Below are 14963 nucleotides of genomic sequence, written 5' to 3' on the forward strand. Positions count from 1 at the left end.
GGGCGGCGGCTCTCGACGCGGGCGGGCAGGTCCACCGTGCCGGCTCCGACCTCGCGCAGCGGGTCCGTGGTCGCGTGCAGGGTGATGCGGCCGGGGTCCCGGTGCCTCCTGTCGGACCCAGGTCATAAGGTGTGCCGATGATCTTCCGGAGGAAACCGAAGGGCCAGGCCCTGGCACCCGCGCTGGCCGAGCTGGAACAGGCTGTGGACGCCCGCGACGGTGCCCGCACCGAACGTGCCTTCAACGCCGCGATGCGTGCCGTGCAGGCGGCGCCGGATGCCGAACGCGCCCCGGCCGGCCCCCGGCTGGCCGCACTGATCCCGGCCTTTCCGCCCACCGGCCCGCGGCCGCTGCTGGCGACGGCGGCCGGCTTCTGCGTGGAACGCGGCGCCGACCCCGCCGCCTGCGCGCAGCCGATCCTCGACGGCACCCGCCAGGACCTGGCCGACGCGCTGGAGTTCGCCCGCCGCTGCAGCGTCGGCGGCACGGGGGACGAACTCCCGGAGCCGGACGCGCAGATCATCGACGACGCGCTGACGCAGCGCCTGGGCGTGGAGCCGGGCGAGGCCCTGCGGCTCGCCCTGGCCTGGTGCTCCGTCGAACGGTGGCAGCCGCCCGCGCTCGCCGTCCTGTGCCGCAGCGCCGAGGTCCGCCGCCGCCACGCGGCCGCGCTCCTGCCCCTGTGCCGCGAGCTGGCGGCCCTCGGGCGGCACGATCTCACGTGTCTCGCGCACGCGCTGGCGGTCCTGGACGACGAGCCGCTCGTGGTGCTGCACCGCCCCACCGGGACCGGCTACGAGGTCCGCATCGGCGGCATCGGCGACAACTTCCAGCTGCACACCCTGCTCGCCCACGTCCTCGTCGGCGGCGGCCACCTGCCCGGCACCCCGCCGTCGACGGAGAGCGTCCGCCTGGCCACCGACCCCGGACCCGCCCAGGGACGCAGCAGTACCATCGCCGCCGGGGCCTTCGAACTCCTCGCGCCGGACGGGGAGCGGATCTGGAACGAGGGGCTGCCCGACGACATCCCCGTGGTGGAGGGCCGGCGTCTGCTCGTGCTGGACGAGCCGCTGTACCCGCGCACCTGGAACGCCGACCGCTTCTTCCCGCTGCTGCCCGGCAGCGCCGAACTGACCCGCGTCCTCGGCGACGACGAGACGCGCACCTGGCTGGCCCGTACCTCGCCGGCCGGCGCGGCCCACGGCACGTCCTGACCCGGCCCGCCCGGGGCGGGAACCGCGACACCGAACTGGCCTGCGGTTCTTGCCCCGGGATGTGACGGCCCGTCTTGACCACGGAGACCGCCCGAGTTCGCCGGGGCGGCTCGAAAGTCGGCGGCGGCCCTGCCGGTTCCCACAGGGCGGGAACCGGCGAAGAAATCCGAGGCGGGAGTGCCCCGTCCGGACCCATATTGGCGCCTTCCCGTGCCGGTCCCACAGAAGGAATCACACAGATGTTCCCCAAGCGTCCCGCCGCCATCGCCACCGCCGCCGTCTGCTGCGCCCTGGTCCTGGGGGCGGGCGGCTGCGCCCGGGACCGGTCCCAGGCCGGCTCCGCCGACGCGGCCGCCGTCTCCCCCAGTGCCTCCGGGAGCACGGGTGCGGGCGCGGCCGGGCGGCTGGACACCGACAAGCTGACCGCGGCCGAGATCGAGAAGCAGGCCCACGACGCGATGGCGTCGCTGTCGTCGGTCAGGATCTCCGGGAACCTGGTGGCGGCCGGCAAGAAGATGACCCTGGACCTGGCGACCGACACCAAGGGCAACTGCCAGGGCACCATCGGTGTGGCGGGCATGGGCCAGATCGAGATCATCCACACCGGCGGTGCCAGCTTCCTGCGGCCTGACGCCGCGTTCTGGAAGACCATCGCCGCGGGCAAGGGCGACCCGCACGCCGGGGAGCTGGCCGCCGAGATGTTCAAGGGCCGCTACCTGAGCGGCGCCAAGGACGACCCCTCGCTCGCCGGACTCGCCGCGATGTGCGACATCGTCAAGTCGATGACCGACAACCAGGACACCGACGACGACGCCGTCAAGGGCACCACCGCCACCGTGAACGGCCACAGCACCTTCAGCGTCGTGTCCACCGACGAGGGCTCCACGAACACCGGCTACGTCGCCACCGACGGCAAGCCCTACCTCGTCAGGATCAGCCACTTCGGCGCGGAGCCCGGCGAGATGAACTTCACCGACTTCGACAAGCCCCTCACCGTCCAGGCCCCGCCCGCCGACAACGTCATCGACTACACCCAGTTCAAGGCCAAGCTCACCACCATCTGACCGCGACGGACCCCGGGCCGGGGGAACACGGGCTGCGTTCCCCCGGCCCGTTGGAGACCGGGTTCGCTCCGGGGCACCCGCACACGGCCGCCGGATGCCGGTCGAACCTCCGGCCCGCACCACCGCGGTGGCGGATCTGTGTGGGTGGCGACCACCGGACGCCGCCGGGACGGGGCCACTGCTCGTCCCGCCCGGGCGTCCACCGCGGCAGTGGACGCCCGGGCGGGGCCGGCGGGTGGGCTCACCGGGCGGCGCGGTCAGCGGCACAGGGTGCGCAGGGCCGCGCGGAAGTCCCCCGCGCGGCGCTGCGGGTCGGTGTCGGTGGCGGCCCAGGCGATCCGGGCGTCCGGCCGGATCAGGACGGCGGTGACGTCCCGCCAGACCGGGTGCGAGGTCTCGGCGTCGACCACCGCCGTCCGGTGGTCCAGGCCGGGATCGGAGCAGGGCGTCCGTGTCCCGCCGAGGTCCAGCAGCAGCGGCCGGCCGTGATGCATCAGTGGGTGGGGGGTGGGCGCGTCGGCCGCGTCCAGGGCGAGTCCGGCCAACCGTGTGCCGGTCAGCGGGTGCGCGTCGGGTGCGGTGCCGGCGGGGAGCGGGTCGTCGAAGCCGGCGATCCGTCGGGCCCACTGCCGGTTGGTCCGCGGTTCGGCCAGTGCGGCGGACCAGACCTCGCGCAGCGCGATCTGCTCCGGGCTCGCCGCCGCGAACAGGGCCAGCTGCGCACGGGTGTTGTCGATGACGGCGCGGGCGGCCGGCCGGCGCTCCGTGTCGTAGCTGTCGAGCAAGCCGTCGGGCGCCCGGCCCTGGAGGGTGGCGGCCAGCTTCCAGCCCAGGTTCGCGGCGTCCTGGATGCCGAGGTTCATGCCCTGCCCACCGGCGGGGAAGAACATGTGCGCCGCGTCCCCGGCCACCAGGACCCGTCCGGCCCGGTACCGCGTCGCCTGCCGGGTGGCGTTGCCGTAGCGCGACAGCCACCGGGGGTTCCGGATGCCCAGGTCCCGTCCCAGCAGCGCGCGGGTCTGCTCGCGCACCTCCTCCAGGGTCAGCGGTTCGCCGGCGCCACGGTGCAGGGTGGCCGTGGAAAGGCCCGCCAGCCGGTGGACGCCGTCGCCGATCGGGGCGACCAGGAACGAACCGGCCGGCCCGGTGGCGGCGAGCGGTCCCGTGGGCGGGTCGTCCAGTTCGACGTCGGCGAGCCACCCGGTCATCGTGGTGTCCTGACCGGGGAAGTCGATGCCGGCCGCCCGCCGCACCGCGCTGCGGGTGCCGTCGCAGCCCACCACCCAGCGGGCCCGCACGGTCCGGTGGGTGCCGCCGGCCCGGATCACCGCCTCGACGTCGTCCGGGCCCTGGGTGAGCGAGACGACCTCCTCCCCGCGCAGTACCCGGGCGCCCACGGCGCGTGCGTGCTCCTCGAGGAGCTGTTCGGTGACGGACTGACCGAGCGCCAGCATGTACGGGTGCACCGCCCCGACCGTGGCGAAGTCCAGCCGGGTGGTCGCCGCGCCGAAGTGACCGGTCGGCACCGGTGTGCCGCGTTCGATGAACCGCTCCGCGAGGCCGCGGGTGGCGAACGTGTCCAGGGTGCCGGCCTGCATGCCGACCGCGCGCGACCGTCCGTCCGGTACCGCCCGGCGTTCGACGACGGTCACCTCCACCCCGTACAGGCGCAACTCCGCGGCCAGCCAGAGCCCCACCGGGCCGGCCCCGGCGATGAGCACATCGAGCATGACAACCACTTCCTCTCGCTTTGGGACGATGCGCCGTCACGGCGGCGCGGCGATGGCCCTGTCCCGGCGCATCGGGGCGCCGGGTGGGCCGGGTGAGCCAGGTAGGCCGAATGTGCTGGGGTTCAGCGGGCGCTGCCGAGGTCGCGGTCGGCGTCGGTGCCCTCGAGCATGAGGGTGGTCTCCTCGATGCGGCGGAAGCGGCCGTCGGGGGCGTACTCGGCGAAGAGGTAGACCTCCATGCGGACGGTGGAGCCGTCGGTCTTGGTGACGGTCATGGTGTGGCGGTCGGCGTAGCGGTCGCCGTCGGTGAGCTCGTCGTGGACCTCGACGGAGCCGCCGGCGACGACGGTGCGCAGGTGGGCGATGTGGGCGAGGAACTCGGTGCGGTCGGCCCACTCGCCGTCGGTGCGCTGGCGGTAGTCGGGGGCGAAGTGCCGCTCGGCGGCCTCCTCCAGGGGCAGGCCCGGGGTGAGCAGCAGGTCGGTGAGGGCGGTGCGGACGTCGGCGCGGGTGCTGGCGGTGGTCATGACGGTCCCCTTGGTGTTCAGGCTTCGACGGAGAGTGCGTGCTCCGAGCACGCACATGCACCGTACTACAGTTTGCGTGCCCCGCGCACGCTATTCGCCGGCCGCACGCCACACCGCGCGATGGAGAACGCGCCGTCGCCGTCAACGGCCGGGCCGCGCTCGCACGACCGGGGGGGCTGATGGTGGAGGCGGGGCGCCCGGGGTGGTGCGCGGCGATGGGCACGGCGTACGCGGTCGCCTTCATCGGCATCCCCCACCCGGCACCCGCCGAGCGGGAGCCGCGGGCGCGGACGGCCGCGGCGCCTCCGGGCGGTGGCCCCGGCGCGCGGACCGCAGCAGGCCGCGGCGGCCCGGCGCCCCCGAAGGCGCTCTCGAATGCGCCCTCGAAGGCGCCGACACCCGCGCCCGGCCGGGTCGGCGGAACGGCCGCCGCGGAACCGGGGACGGATCCGGGACCGGTCCGGGATGGGTCCGGCCGGGGCTCGGGGCGAGCCGCCTTGGGGACGTTCCTGCTGCTCACAGGCCCGACGGCGGTCGACCCGTCGACGCAACCGCACTCCGCCGCACCGGGTGACCGAAGGGGCCGGCGTGAGCCGGGTGGCAGCTGGGCCCCGTTCGCCGCCGGGGTGTGCGCATCCCGGCCGACGTGGCGCCAGCTCCCTGCGGGGGCACGGGTACCGATCGGCGTGCGCCTCTCACCGACGGCGCGGTGGCCGGTCCACTGCGCCGGGCACGGGCCGGCGGGACATCACACTGCGCGACCGACCCTCGCCTCATCGGTGACGGCTGTGGCTGGTGCGGCCCATGCCACCAGGACGGTCGCCGGAACCGGGAACTCCGGCCGATCCGGTGACGGATCGTCACATGACAACCGCCTCGGACGGAGCCCGGTGGCGGCTTCGCCGGGGCATTGGCGTGATCGGGGGCGCATCGACGGCCTTTTCGATCACGAAAACCCACCCAAAAGCGCTCATACCGGGCCCTACTTCCCGGCCCTTACCGCCGGTAATGGTCAACTGACCTGCGGGATAAGGGAGTTGCTTGATGACTGACCGCAACCACCCGTAGTTTCTTGGGCGGTGCAACGAGCACCACCCGGGTTTCACCCGATGCACGGCCCGCCGGCCGACCCCCGGTGCGAGGGCCGTGCCCGCCGGCCGGCCGAGTTTCGGAACGGGTCGGCGGCGAGCGGGGGCGACCGGGGCGGCACGGCACGTCGGACACGTGCCCGGCCGCCCGGCGAGTCAGGCGAGCGGAGTGCGGGCCCCACCGGGGCCTGGTTCCCCGTGCCCGCCCGGGGGCTCTGTCGAGAGGACGTTCATGACTTCCGACCACGACACCGCCGCTGCCACCACCTCCATCAAGGCCACCGCCAAGGCCACCACCAGGCGCAACCGCGTCCGCACGGCCGTCGTCGCCGGCGCCGCCGTCGCCGCGCTGCCGGTGACCGGACTCCTCCCGGCCTCCTCGGCCTCGGCCGCCTCCGCCTCGACCTGGGACGCCGTCGCCCGGTGCGAGAGCGGCAGCAACTGGTCGATCAACACCGGCAACGGCTTCTACGGCGGCCTGCAGTTCACCGCCGGCACCTGGCGCGCGTACGGCGGCACCGCGTACGCCCCGCAGGCCAACCGGGCCACCAGGGCGCAGCAGATCGCCGTCGCCGAGAGGGTGCTCGCCTCGCAGGGCCCCGGTGCCTGGCCGGTCTGTTCCAGGAAGGCCGGTCTGACCCGGGGCGGCGCGCCGGCCCAGGTCGACACCGCCACCAAGGCCGGGCCGGCCACCCCCGAGTCCCGTCCCGCCCAGGCTCGCCCGGCACGCAAGCCCCAACCGGCCCCCGCCGATGCCACCCGACCGGCGCGGACTCCCACCCCGCCGACCCCGTCCGCCCCGGTCGACTCCCCGCACAACGGCGCCCCCACCGGCACCTACACCGTCAGGAGCGGCGACACCCTGAGCGAGATCGCGGCCAAGTTCCGCACCGACCAGCGCAGCCTGTACACGAGGAACATCCGGACCATCGGCGCCGACCCCGACCTGATCTTCCCGGACCAGGTCCTGGACCTCTGACCCACGGCCGGACCACGGCCGGCCACCCCTGCGGGGCGTGGCCGGCTCCCGCACACGGCGCGACCGGCCCCGCCCGCACCGCCTCCGGAGCGCGGGCCCGCCCCTGCGAGGCGGGACGGAAGACACCGCCCAGCACGGGCCATCGTCCGCAGGACGGTGACATGGAGCACCGCCGGCGCCGCGCACACGAGCTGCCCGCCCACCACCGCACCGCAGACCACCACCGCCGACATCACACACGGCAGCGGCGGACACCTCCCGCGGACCTCCGCAAGGACCGCCGCCCGACGCTGTCACCGGCGCTCGCTACCCTCAGCAGCCATGGGACTTTCCATCACCGTGGGGCTGCTGGACGACCAGGCCCGCCACGACGCCGAGGGACTCGCCTACCACCGCGGCGCGTTCGCGCGTCTCACCGCAGCGCTCGCAGCCGTCGGCATCGACTGGCAGGAGCCGGAGATCAGCGACCCGCCCATCGTCCCCGCCGTCATGGCGGGCTTCCCGTACGACCATCTGACCCATCTGCGCCGCGCCTTCGTCCTGGCCGAACGCGGTGAGCCGATCACCTGCGCGCTGGAGACCGACGCCGCGCAGTACGACCGCGACCGCCGGAAGATCGACGACGAGACGGCCAAGCTCACCTCCCACCTCCTCTGCCACGCGGACGCCTCGGGCTACTACCTGCCGGTCGACCTCGGCGATCCGCTCCACCTCGCGCCGCACGCGGGCGTCGACGGCCACGGCCTGGTCGGCTCCAGCCGGCGCCTGCTGACCGAACTGGTCCGCCTCGCACCGCCGCTCGGCATCCACCTCGACACCACCGGCACCCTCCTGGCCGCCGAGGAGTCCGCCCTGGCCCAGCTGCGATCCGGCGACCCGTTCGTCGCGGAGAAGCGCATCTGGCACCAGCTCCACCGCGCCTGCCGGGCGAGCCTGGCCGGCGGCCACGCCATCGTCTTCCACTGACGCCCGACCGCAGCGCCGCTACCCGCCCTCCCACCCCACGCACCACGCCATCCCCACAAGCCCCACCGACCACAGCTACGGCGGGACGGTCGAGGGACACCGGCCCGGCGAACCAAGCGGACGGCTGGATCTGGCGGCCCGCCCGCAACGGCGCCCGCTCGGTGACCCCGCGATCGGACGCCGCGTCGGCGAGCCGCCCCCGGCCCGGGAACGACAACCGCGAACCGGGCACCGCGTGGGGCTGCCGCTCGGGCCGTCGGCGGCCGGGGCTGCCGCGCCGACGTCGGGCGGGACCGGATGGCCCGCGGGCACCTCATGCGCTGCGGCGGTCTCGCTCACCCGGTCGGCTCCTGGCCGGCGAGCAGCCCGAGCAGGCCGGTGGGGGCGTTGTCGCCGAAGATCAGCCGGTGGTTGCGGTCGGATTCGGCGGCGAACCGGGCGCTGCGGGGGAAGAGGGCCTGCTCGTACTCCGCGAGGGCGGCTTCGACGTCGTCGGGGTGTGCGGCGATGGCTTTGCCGAGTTCGGCGCCGTCGAACATGGCGAGGTTGGCGCCCTCCCCGGCGAACGGTGACATGAGGTGGGCGGCGTCGCCCAGCAGCGTCACGCCGGGAACGCGGTCCCAGCGGTGGCCGATCGGCAGGGCGTGGATCGGGCGCGGGGCGAGGGCCGTCTCCCCGTCGGTGATGAGTGCGGTGAGTTCGGGCGCCCACCCGGCGAATTCCGCCGCGACCCGGGCCGCCGCCGTGTCGGGCGCGGCGAGGATGGCGGCTATCCAGTCCTTCGGCTTGTCGAGGGCGACGTAGGCGTGAAGGACGGCGTCGGCCTCCCGGTGGCCGAGGATCCCCTTGCCGGCCGTGACGGCGAACAGGGAACCGTCCCCGGCGGCCTCGGCCGCTGCGGGGTGGCGCCGGTCGGCGTCGTACAGGTAGGTCTCGACGAACGACGTGCCGACGTACTCGGGCTGCGCGTCGGAGAGCAGCGGCCGGATCCGCGACCAGGCACCGTCCGCGCCGACCAGGAGGCGGGTCGTGACGGTCTGCCCGTCGGCGAAGGCCAGCTCGTGCCTCCCGTCCCCGAGCGGGCGGACTGCGGTGAGCCGGTGTCCCCACCGGATCATCCCGTCGGGCAGCGAGCCGATCAGGATCCGGCGCAGGTCTCCGCGGAGCACCTCCGGGCGACCGCCCGTGCCGTCGTCGGGCCGGTCGAGCAGGACCGCGCCGTGCCGGTCGAGCACGCGCAGGGCCTGGCCGCCTTCGTGGACGATCGCGCGGAACTCGTCGGTGAGGCCGGCGGCTTCGAGGGCGAGCTGCCCGTTGTACTCGTGGATGTCGAGCTGACCGCCCTGGGTGCGGGCGTCCGCGGACGGCTCGGCCTCGTAGACGGTCGCGGGGACGCCGTGCAGGTGCAGGACCCGCGCGAGGGTCAGGCCGCCGAGCCCGGCGCCGATGATCGTGACGGGAGTGGTCATGGTGGTTTCCCTTTCGCCTGGACACCGCGCTACTCGGATACAGCGTTCGCAGTGCCGGGCCACGATAGCATTACTGCGAACACTGGGCGCAGTAGTGAGGAGGGAAAGCCGATGGACGAGGTTCACACCGTGATCTGGAACCGGCCGGAGCGGGCCGCGAAAGGCCCCGCGCCGTCACGCACCCGGGCGGAGATCACCGGCGCAGCCATCGCGATCGCCGACGCCGAGGGCATCGAGGCGCTGTCCATGCGGCGCGTCGCCAAGGAACTGGGAACGGGTACCGCCTCGCTGTACCGCTACCTGACGTCCAAGGACGACCTGCTCGACCTCATGCTCGACGCCGTGGTCGCCGAAGACGGCAGCCCGCCCGCCCCCACCGGCGACTGGCGCAGCGACCTGCGGAACCTGGCCCGTCGCTCCCGGGCCGCCTTCCACCGGCACCCCTGGATGACCTCCCTCGCAGCGGGGCGCCCATCGCTCGGACCGAACTCCCTCGACGCCATCGAACGCGCCCTTGCCGCCCTCGATCCCCTCGGCTTCGACATCGACGTCATGATCACCATCGTCGACACGGTGCAGGCCTTCGTGCGCGGCTACGCCACCGGCGAACTCGCCCAGCAGGAAGCCGTCCGACGCTCCGGAGTGAGCAGCCGGCAGTGGATGGACGCCCACGCTCCCTACCTCGACGCCGTCATCGAGAACGGGCACCACCCACTCCTCGCCCGGGTCATCCGTGACGCCGAGCTCCCCCACGCGGCCGACAGCGCCGAGCGCGGGTTCGAGCTGGGACTCGAACGACTCCTCGACGGCTGGGAGGCCAACCTCCCGACCCGGCCCTGACCATCCGCCAACCCCACCCGGGCGCCCACCGTCACCCGCCAGCCCCTCGAGGCCACGGCGGCGATCCGGAGCTCCGGCGCCTCCCGCAGCCCGACCGTCCTGCACCTGCTCGCGGACGATGGGCGAGGCTTCGACCGCGGCCACCTGGGCTTCTGCGGCGCTCTTACCGGCAAGAGCGCCGCAGGCGCGGGCCCGTTTCTTCGCACCCTCGGCGGTGGAAGCGCGCATCCGGGCCTGTTCCGCACAGCCGACCGCGGCGGAGGCGCAGCGGTCGGCGGACGTCGGGGTGTGCGGTGGTCGGCCGGTCCGACGAGTCCGCCGGCCGTAGGGGGCGGGTCGGGTCGGCGGGCCGGCCTCTCCCCCCGGGACGACTCGCCGTCCACGAGGTGGCCGCGGGTCACTTCGGCCAGGTACCAGGCGAGTTCGCCCCCGCGCGCGGTCCGCCGCCACGTCCTGACCGGGCTGCCCGCCCGCGTCGGCGGCGGCGCCGCCGGCCGCAGGCGGCTTGCACGGCGGCGCGGGCCGCGTCGGCAGGCGAAGCGCCGGCGTCCGGGTCCTCGCCGCCGAGCCGGGCCTACTCGGCGGCGGCCTCCAGAGTGGCGCGCCAGAGCGGGCTGTCGACGTAGTGGTTGTCGTACAGCTCGGAGGAGTCCTTGATCTCCTGCGGGCTCGCCTCCCCGCGCATCACCCGGCCGAGCAGGCGCAGGTAGTCGAAGCGCGGCATGCCGGGCGTGAAGGTGAACAGCACGTCAGCCGTGGCGCCGGGCGCTGCGGCGAAGGCGTGCGGGGTGTGCGGCGGGACGAGCAGGAAGTCGCCCTCGTGCAGCGTCTTCACCTCGTCGTCCACCAGCACCTGGAGCGCGCCGCCGATGACGAAGAACAGCTCCGAGGCCCGGGTGTGGAAGTGGGCCGGGGCCCCGACCGCGCCCTTGGCGAACGTGGAGCGGTAGCTGGTGATCGGGCTGCCGTCGGTGCCGCAGTCGGCCAGCAGGGTCATCGTGCTGCTCGGGTCGCTGGTCGTCTCCGCCTCGGCGGCACGGGTCAGGATGGGCTTGGGCGTGTCGGTGTTCATCGGTTCTGCGTCTCCCCTGTTCATCGGCCGCGTCAGGGTTCCCTCCCGGCCTTGTGATCACAACTCTACGACGTGAAAAGGCCCATGAGATGGTTCATTCCTGATGGATAATCATGGGCCAATTGCCCCGGGCCGGCGGGGGCCGGGCCATCGCCTCCGGCGCCGTCACCGGGCTTCGGCCCGGTGGTGGTCGGCGACCAGGGGGCGGACCTTGGCCAGCATGAGGTGCAGGAACTGTTCGGGGTGGCGGAAGGAGGCGAAGTGGCTCGCGTCCCCGATCAGGGCGAACTCCTTGACCGGGGCCTGCACGTCGTCGAAGAAGCGCTTGGCGCGGTCGGTGGGCGTGAGGACGTCCCGGTCGCCCTGGAAGATGAAGAACGGCAGGTCGAAGCCGGTGCCGTCGGCCCAGTCGTCCAACCCGGCGGTGGCGGGGAGGATCTGCTCGGACAGCTTCATGCCCTTGCCGAGGGCGCCGAGCTCGCCGAGCGAGTGCAGGGGTGAGAACCAGAGCGACTTCATGACCACGGACTTCATGGTGGAGAGGGTCAGCGGGTCGCTGGTCGCGGCGACCCTGGCGTAGGCGCCGTGCTGTTCGGCGGTCCAGCTCCGCGCGTCGGTGCCGAGCGCCTCGACGACGGCGAGGTCCTTGCGCTTGCCGGCGGCGCGCAGCCGGGCGAGAAGTGCGCGGTGGGCGGTGTCGTCGCGGCCGGCGTCGTGGATGTTCTGGTCGGTGCCGACGTAGGCGGAGTACAGGTCGGGGTGCCGGCGGGCCAGGCGCAGCCCGAAGGTGGTGCCGAAGGAGTTGGCGACCAGGACGACCCGGTCGACGCCGAGCCTGGCGCGCACGTGGTGGGTGACCTCGAGGGCGTCCTCGTACACCCGGGCGAAGCCGAGTTCGCCCTGGTGGTCGGCGCCGGAGCGGCGGAGGGTCTTGCCGGTGCCGCGCATGTCCCAGCGGACGATCGTGAAGTGCTTCTCCCAGGCCCGGGTGCGCGGTCCGTAAATGGCGTTGGAGGCGCCGGGCCCGCCGTGGATCTCCAGCACGACCGGGTTGCCGCGGTCCTCGCCGCGGACCGAGATCCACTGCTCGATCCCCCCGATGCGCACGAAGCCCTGTTCGTCGATGCCGTCGGGCGTGTCGATCCGCATCACCCGGGCGCCTGCGGCCTGCTTGAGCCTGCGGTGGCCGAGGACGCCGGCGACCGGCGCGGCGAGGGTGACGGCGGAGGCGATGAGAACGGCGCTGATCACGGTTGCTCCCCTGAACTGTGTATCGGTTACGCAATTTCGTTTATGTTATACACAGTTCCTGAGTGACCGTCAACGCACCGAACGGGGACACCGCATGGCCGGGAGCAGGGCGGGCAAGGAGAACACGCGCGACCCGAAGGCGAGCCTGGCGCTGCTGTGGGGAGAGCAGGGGCAGCCGCGGCGCGGCCCGAAGCCGTCACTGACCGCCGAACGCATCGTGGCCGGCGCCGGCACCATCGCCGACGCGGAGGGCCTGGACGCGGTCTCCATGCAGCGCGTCGCCGCCGACCTGGGCGTCACCACCATGGCGCTGTACCGGTACATCCCCGGCAAGGCGGAACTGGTCGACCTGATGGTCGACACGGCGCTCGGCACCCCCTCCGAAGCCGTCGCCGAGGCGGACGGGTGGCGCGCCGGGCTCACCGAATGGGCCCGCCAGTGCTGGGCGCTCTACCGCCGCCACCCGTGGATCCTGACCGCCACCGCCATGCGGCGCCAGCTCATGGGCCCCAACCAGCTCGCCTGGCTGGACTCCGCGCTGGCCGCCCTCGCCCCGGCCGGGCTCACGGCGGCGCAGCAGCACGACACCGTCCTCCTGGTCATCGGCCACATCCGGAGCCTCGCCCAGCAGCTCGTCCATGCGGACGAGGAAGGCGACGCGGAGTGGAACCGGCTCGCCGGCGAGGTGCTGGAACGCCACGGGCACCGCTACCCCGCACTCGCCGCCGCCATCGCGGCCGGCGCCTTCGCCCCCCAGGGCGGCGACCCGCTCGACTTCGGCCTCAACCGCATCCTGGACGGCGTCGCCCACCTGATCGACCACCCCTGAGAACCGGCCCTGCGCTCAGCGTGAACGGTCGAAAGCGTCCTGATCGAGCCGAATCTCGGGCATGTGCACCTCTGCCCACTCCCGCAACTGCGCCAGGGGCCGCGCCAGCGACTCTCCCCGCGCGGTGAGCCCGTAGAACACCCGCGGGGGAACGGACGGCTCGACGCGGCGGGTGACGAGGCCGTCCCGCTCGAGCGACCTCAGGGTCTGCGTCAGCATCTTCTGGGAGACCCCGGCCATGGCGCGCTTGAGCTCGGCGAAACGGAGTTCGCCACCGGTCCGGTCGAGGGTCAGGACGAGCATCGTCGTCCATTTCGTGCCGACCCGGTCGAGCAGTTGCCTGGTGGGGCAGGCCGCGTCGAAGAGGTCACCGCGGTGGGGGGCCACCTCGGGGTGACCAGGGTTCCGGGAAGTGCCTCCTTGAACGTCCACCATCGGTCTCCTATGTTCGCCTGGTATCCGATGGTAACCGAGTGGATGAGATGAACGATGCTGAGTTCCTACCTGGCGGACGCCCGAGCGCGGTACGTCGCGGTGAACGACGTCCGCTTCGCGGTCGAGGTGGCGGGTGAGGGCCCCGCGGTCCTGCTGCTGCACGGGTTTCCGCACACACGGGCGATCTGGTCGGACGTCGCGCCCCTGCTGACGGCGGCCGGGCTTCGTGTCGTCGCGCCGGATCTGCGCGGACTGGGCGACAGCGACCGAGCGGCCGGCGGTTACCTCGCGACCGAGCTCGCCGGGGACCTGGTCGGGGTCCTCGACGCGCTCGACATCGACCAGGCGCACGTCGTCGGCATCGACCTCGGCACCGCACCGGCGTTCGCGTTGGCCGCCGCGCACGCGCACCGGGTGTCCAGCCTGACGCTGAGTGAGGCGATGATCGGCACTCTGCCCGGCGCCGAATCCTTCACGGCGAACGGCGCGCCCTGGTGGTTCGGCCTCCACTCGGCGCCCGGCGGGTTCGCCGAGGACCTCCTGGAGGGACGGGAGGACCGCTACATCCGGTTCTTCCTCGACGGCGGGAGCCGCCGCGGGCTCCCGGAGGCGCTGACCGCCCGGATCGTCGAGGCGTACCGCGGGCGGGAGTCCTTGCGGGCCGCGTTCGAGCACTACCGCGCGATGCCCGCGAACGCGGACTGGATCGCCTCGTGGGTGACGCGGAATGTGTTCACACTTCCGGTGCTCACCATCGGCGGAGCCGCGGTCGGCGACGTCACCGCACGCCAAATCGCGCCCTTTACGGCGAACTTGACGGCCAGACTGCTGCCCGACGCCGGCCACATCCTTCCGATCGACGCGCCCGAAGACTTTGCGGCACTGGTGGCGCAGCACGTCGAGTCGGCGGAGGCACGATCATGACGAACAGGCGCCCGGGGCGGGTGCCGACGCATCTCCTGCACTGCAAGGAGTCGGACCGGCCGGGGCGGGGTTCTCACTGGCAGAACTCCGGGTGCCGTGGGTCGTTCCCGAGCGAGATCGGCCCCATGTCGGTGCCGTCGGGGTTGGTGCCCTTCGCGTGCGCGACGACGCGCCAGACGCCGATCAGGCAGATGGTGTTGACGACGCTGTAGGTCAGGCCGTTGGTGTCGGGGATACGGGTGTCGGGTGCGCTGGTCGCCTTGGTGTGCCACTCGTCCTGGAACGGGACCGGCGGGGCGTACTGCAGTTCCAGCGCCATGCTGAAGGCCGACGGCGATGGGTCGCACCGGGCGAACACGGTGGCCCCCGTACTGCCGGCGACGCGGCCGATACGGACCTGGTAGTAGCACGAGGCGCGGTTCGGGTCGTTTCCGTGCGGCGGCGCGCAGCCGGCCGCCGACGCCAACAGGAGGCAACTGATCATCCCTGCAAGGGTTCTGTGACGCACGCGGGCTCCGGTCGAATGGCAGGCGGCGGGTCCGTCACCCCCTCGCTACCCCGCACAGCAGCAACCG

14 protein-coding genes are annotated in these 14963 nt (G+C 73.5%); 7 read left to right on the top strand and 7 right to left on the bottom strand.

Annotated features, from left to right (window positions below; translation table 11 throughout):
* Nucleotides 1–137: 137 nt before the first annotated feature.
* Nucleotides 138–1214: a hypothetical protein gene (locus AC2TEW_RS15555; RefSeq protein WP_484623918.1), complete on the top strand. Its 1077-nt coding sequence runs from the start codon at nucleotides 138–140 to the stop codon at nucleotides 1212–1214.
* A 239-nt stretch (nucleotides 1215–1453) separates the two neighbouring features.
* On the top strand, nucleotides 1454–2278 hold the full coding sequence (locus AC2TEW_RS15560; RefSeq protein ID WP_484623919.1) for a hypothetical protein: 825 nt from the start codon (nucleotides 1454–1456) through the stop codon (nucleotides 2276–2278).
* Between the two features lie 257 nt (nucleotides 2279–2535).
* On the opposite strand, the gene AC2TEW_RS15565 is transcribed toward AC2TEW_RS15560, so the two are convergent.
* Both AC2TEW_RS15565 and AC2TEW_RS15570 read right to left on the bottom strand, forming a co-directional pair.
* Nucleotides 2536–4008 (bottom strand): FAD-dependent monooxygenase, encoded by a 1473-nt coding sequence (locus tag AC2TEW_RS15565; RefSeq protein WP_484623920.1) that lies wholly within the window; start codon nucleotides 4006–4008, stop codon nucleotides 2536–2538.
* Nucleotides 4009–4130: 122 nt separating this feature from the next.
* Entirely contained in the window at nucleotides 4131–4535 is a 405-nt protein-coding gene (locus AC2TEW_RS15570; RefSeq protein WP_484623921.1) for a nuclear transport factor 2 family protein, read from the bottom strand.
* Between the two features lie 1320 nt (nucleotides 4536–5855).
* Between AC2TEW_RS15570 and AC2TEW_RS15575 the strand changes: the two genes are divergently transcribed.
* Both AC2TEW_RS15575 and AC2TEW_RS15580 read left to right on the top strand, forming a co-directional pair.
* On the top strand, nucleotides 5856–6602 hold the full coding sequence (locus tag AC2TEW_RS15575) for a LysM peptidoglycan-binding domain-containing protein (protein WP_484623922.1): 747 nt from the start codon (nucleotides 5856–5858) through the stop codon (nucleotides 6600–6602).
* Between the two features lie 321 nt (nucleotides 6603–6923).
* Nucleotides 6924–7568, top strand: a complete 645-nt coding sequence (locus AC2TEW_RS15580) for a putative DNA-mimic protein (RefSeq protein ID WP_484623923.1) — start codon at nucleotides 6924–6926, stop codon at nucleotides 7566–7568.
* A 335-nt stretch (nucleotides 7569–7903) separates the two neighbouring features.
* Here AC2TEW_RS15580 and AC2TEW_RS15585 read toward each other — a convergent pair whose 3' ends face one another.
* The gene (locus AC2TEW_RS15585; protein WP_484623924.1) at nucleotides 7904–9037 is read right to left on the bottom strand and encodes an FAD-dependent oxidoreductase; all 1134 of its coding nucleotides are present in this window, start codon (nucleotides 9035–9037) and stop codon (nucleotides 7904–7906) included.
* Nucleotides 9038–9148: 111 nt separating this feature from the next.
* Here AC2TEW_RS15585 and AC2TEW_RS15590 point away from each other — a divergent pair, with 111 nt between their 5' ends.
* On the top strand, nucleotides 9149–9877 hold the full coding sequence (locus AC2TEW_RS15590) for a TetR/AcrR family transcriptional regulator (protein WP_484623925.1): 729 nt from the start codon (nucleotides 9149–9151) through the stop codon (nucleotides 9875–9877).
* A 574-nt stretch (nucleotides 9878–10451) separates the two neighbouring features.
* On the opposite strand, the gene AC2TEW_RS15595 is transcribed toward AC2TEW_RS15590, so the two are convergent.
* Both AC2TEW_RS15595 and AC2TEW_RS15600 read right to left on the bottom strand, forming a co-directional pair.
* Entirely contained in the window at nucleotides 10452–10949 is a 498-nt protein-coding gene (locus tag AC2TEW_RS15595) for a cupin domain-containing protein (RefSeq protein WP_484623926.1), read from the bottom strand.
* Between the two features lie 165 nt (nucleotides 10950–11114).
* Nucleotides 11115–12200 carry an alpha/beta fold hydrolase gene (locus AC2TEW_RS15600; protein ID WP_484623927.1) on the bottom strand — a complete coding sequence of 362 codons (1086 nt, stop codon included), beginning with the start codon at nucleotides 12198–12200 and terminating at the stop codon, nucleotides 11115–11117.
* Between the two features lie 94 nt (nucleotides 12201–12294).
* Between AC2TEW_RS15600 and AC2TEW_RS15605 the strand changes: the two genes are divergently transcribed.
* Nucleotides 12295–13029 (top strand): TetR/AcrR family transcriptional regulator, encoded by a 735-nt coding sequence (locus AC2TEW_RS15605; protein WP_484623928.1) that lies wholly within the window; start codon nucleotides 12295–12297, stop codon nucleotides 13027–13029.
* A gap of 15 nt (nucleotides 13030–13044) precedes the next feature.
* Here the strand turns inward: AC2TEW_RS15605 and AC2TEW_RS15610 are convergent, their stop codons facing one another.
* Entirely contained in the window at nucleotides 13045–13464 is a 420-nt protein-coding gene (locus AC2TEW_RS15610; RefSeq protein ID WP_484623929.1) for a winged helix-turn-helix transcriptional regulator, read from the bottom strand.
* Between the two features lie 99 nt (nucleotides 13465–13563).
* On the opposite strand from AC2TEW_RS15610, the gene AC2TEW_RS15615 reads away from it, so the two are divergent.
* Nucleotides 13564–14388 (top strand): alpha/beta fold hydrolase, encoded by an 825-nt coding sequence (locus tag AC2TEW_RS15615; protein ID WP_484623930.1) that lies wholly within the window; start codon nucleotides 13564–13566, stop codon nucleotides 14386–14388.
* Between the two features lie 73 nt (nucleotides 14389–14461).
* Here the strand turns inward: AC2TEW_RS15615 and AC2TEW_RS15620 are convergent, their stop codons facing one another.
* The gene (locus tag AC2TEW_RS15620; RefSeq protein WP_484623931.1) at nucleotides 14462–14872 is read right to left on the bottom strand and encodes a hypothetical protein; all 411 of its coding nucleotides are present in this window, start codon (nucleotides 14870–14872) and stop codon (nucleotides 14462–14464) included.
* Between the last annotated feature and the right edge of the window lie 91 nt (nucleotides 14873–14963).

The sequence above is a fragment of the Kitasatospora sp. NEAU-CNBT7 genome (assembly GCF_057220535.1).

Bases quoted from the DNA above. Each gene is read 5' to 3' on its own strand.
- AC2TEW_RS15555 (WP_484623918.1), top strand. From the start codon at position 138: ATGATCTTCCGGAGGAAACCGAAGGGCCAGGCCCTGGCACCCGCGCTG.
- AC2TEW_RS15560 (WP_484623919.1), top strand. From the start codon at position 1,454: ATGTTCCCCAAGCGTCCCGCCGCCATCGCCACCGCCGCCGTCTGCTGC.
- AC2TEW_RS15565 (WP_484623920.1), bottom strand. From the start codon at position 4,008: ATGCTCGATGTGCTCATCGCCGGGGCCGGCCCGGTGGGGCTCTGGCTG.
- AC2TEW_RS15570 (WP_484623921.1), bottom strand. From the start codon at position 4,535: ATGACCACCGCCAGCACCCGCGCCGACGTCCGCACCGCCCTCACCGAC.
- AC2TEW_RS15575 (WP_484623922.1), top strand. From the start codon at position 5,856: ATGACTTCCGACCACGACACCGCCGCTGCCACCACCTCCATCAAGGCC.
- AC2TEW_RS15580 (WP_484623923.1), top strand. From the start codon at position 6,924: ATGGGACTTTCCATCACCGTGGGGCTGCTGGACGACCAGGCCCGCCAC.
- AC2TEW_RS15585 (WP_484623924.1), bottom strand. From the start codon at position 9,037: ATGACCACTCCCGTCACGATCATCGGCGCCGGGCTCGGCGGCCTGACC.
- AC2TEW_RS15590 (WP_484623925.1), top strand. From the start codon at position 9,149: ATGGACGAGGTTCACACCGTGATCTGGAACCGGCCGGAGCGGGCCGCG.
- AC2TEW_RS15595 (WP_484623926.1), bottom strand. From the start codon at position 10,949: ATGAACACCGACACGCCCAAGCCCATCCTGACCCGTGCCGCCGAGGCG.
- AC2TEW_RS15605 (WP_484623928.1), top strand. From the start codon at position 12,295: ATGGCCGGGAGCAGGGCGGGCAAGGAGAACACGCGCGACCCGAAGGCG.
- AC2TEW_RS15610 (WP_484623929.1), bottom strand. From the start codon at position 13,464: ATGGTGGACGTTCAAGGAGGCACTTCCCGGAACCCTGGTCACCCCGAG.
- AC2TEW_RS15620 (WP_484623931.1), bottom strand. From the start codon at position 14,872: ATGATCAGTTGCCTCCTGTTGGCGTCGGCGGCCGGCTGCGCGCCGCCG.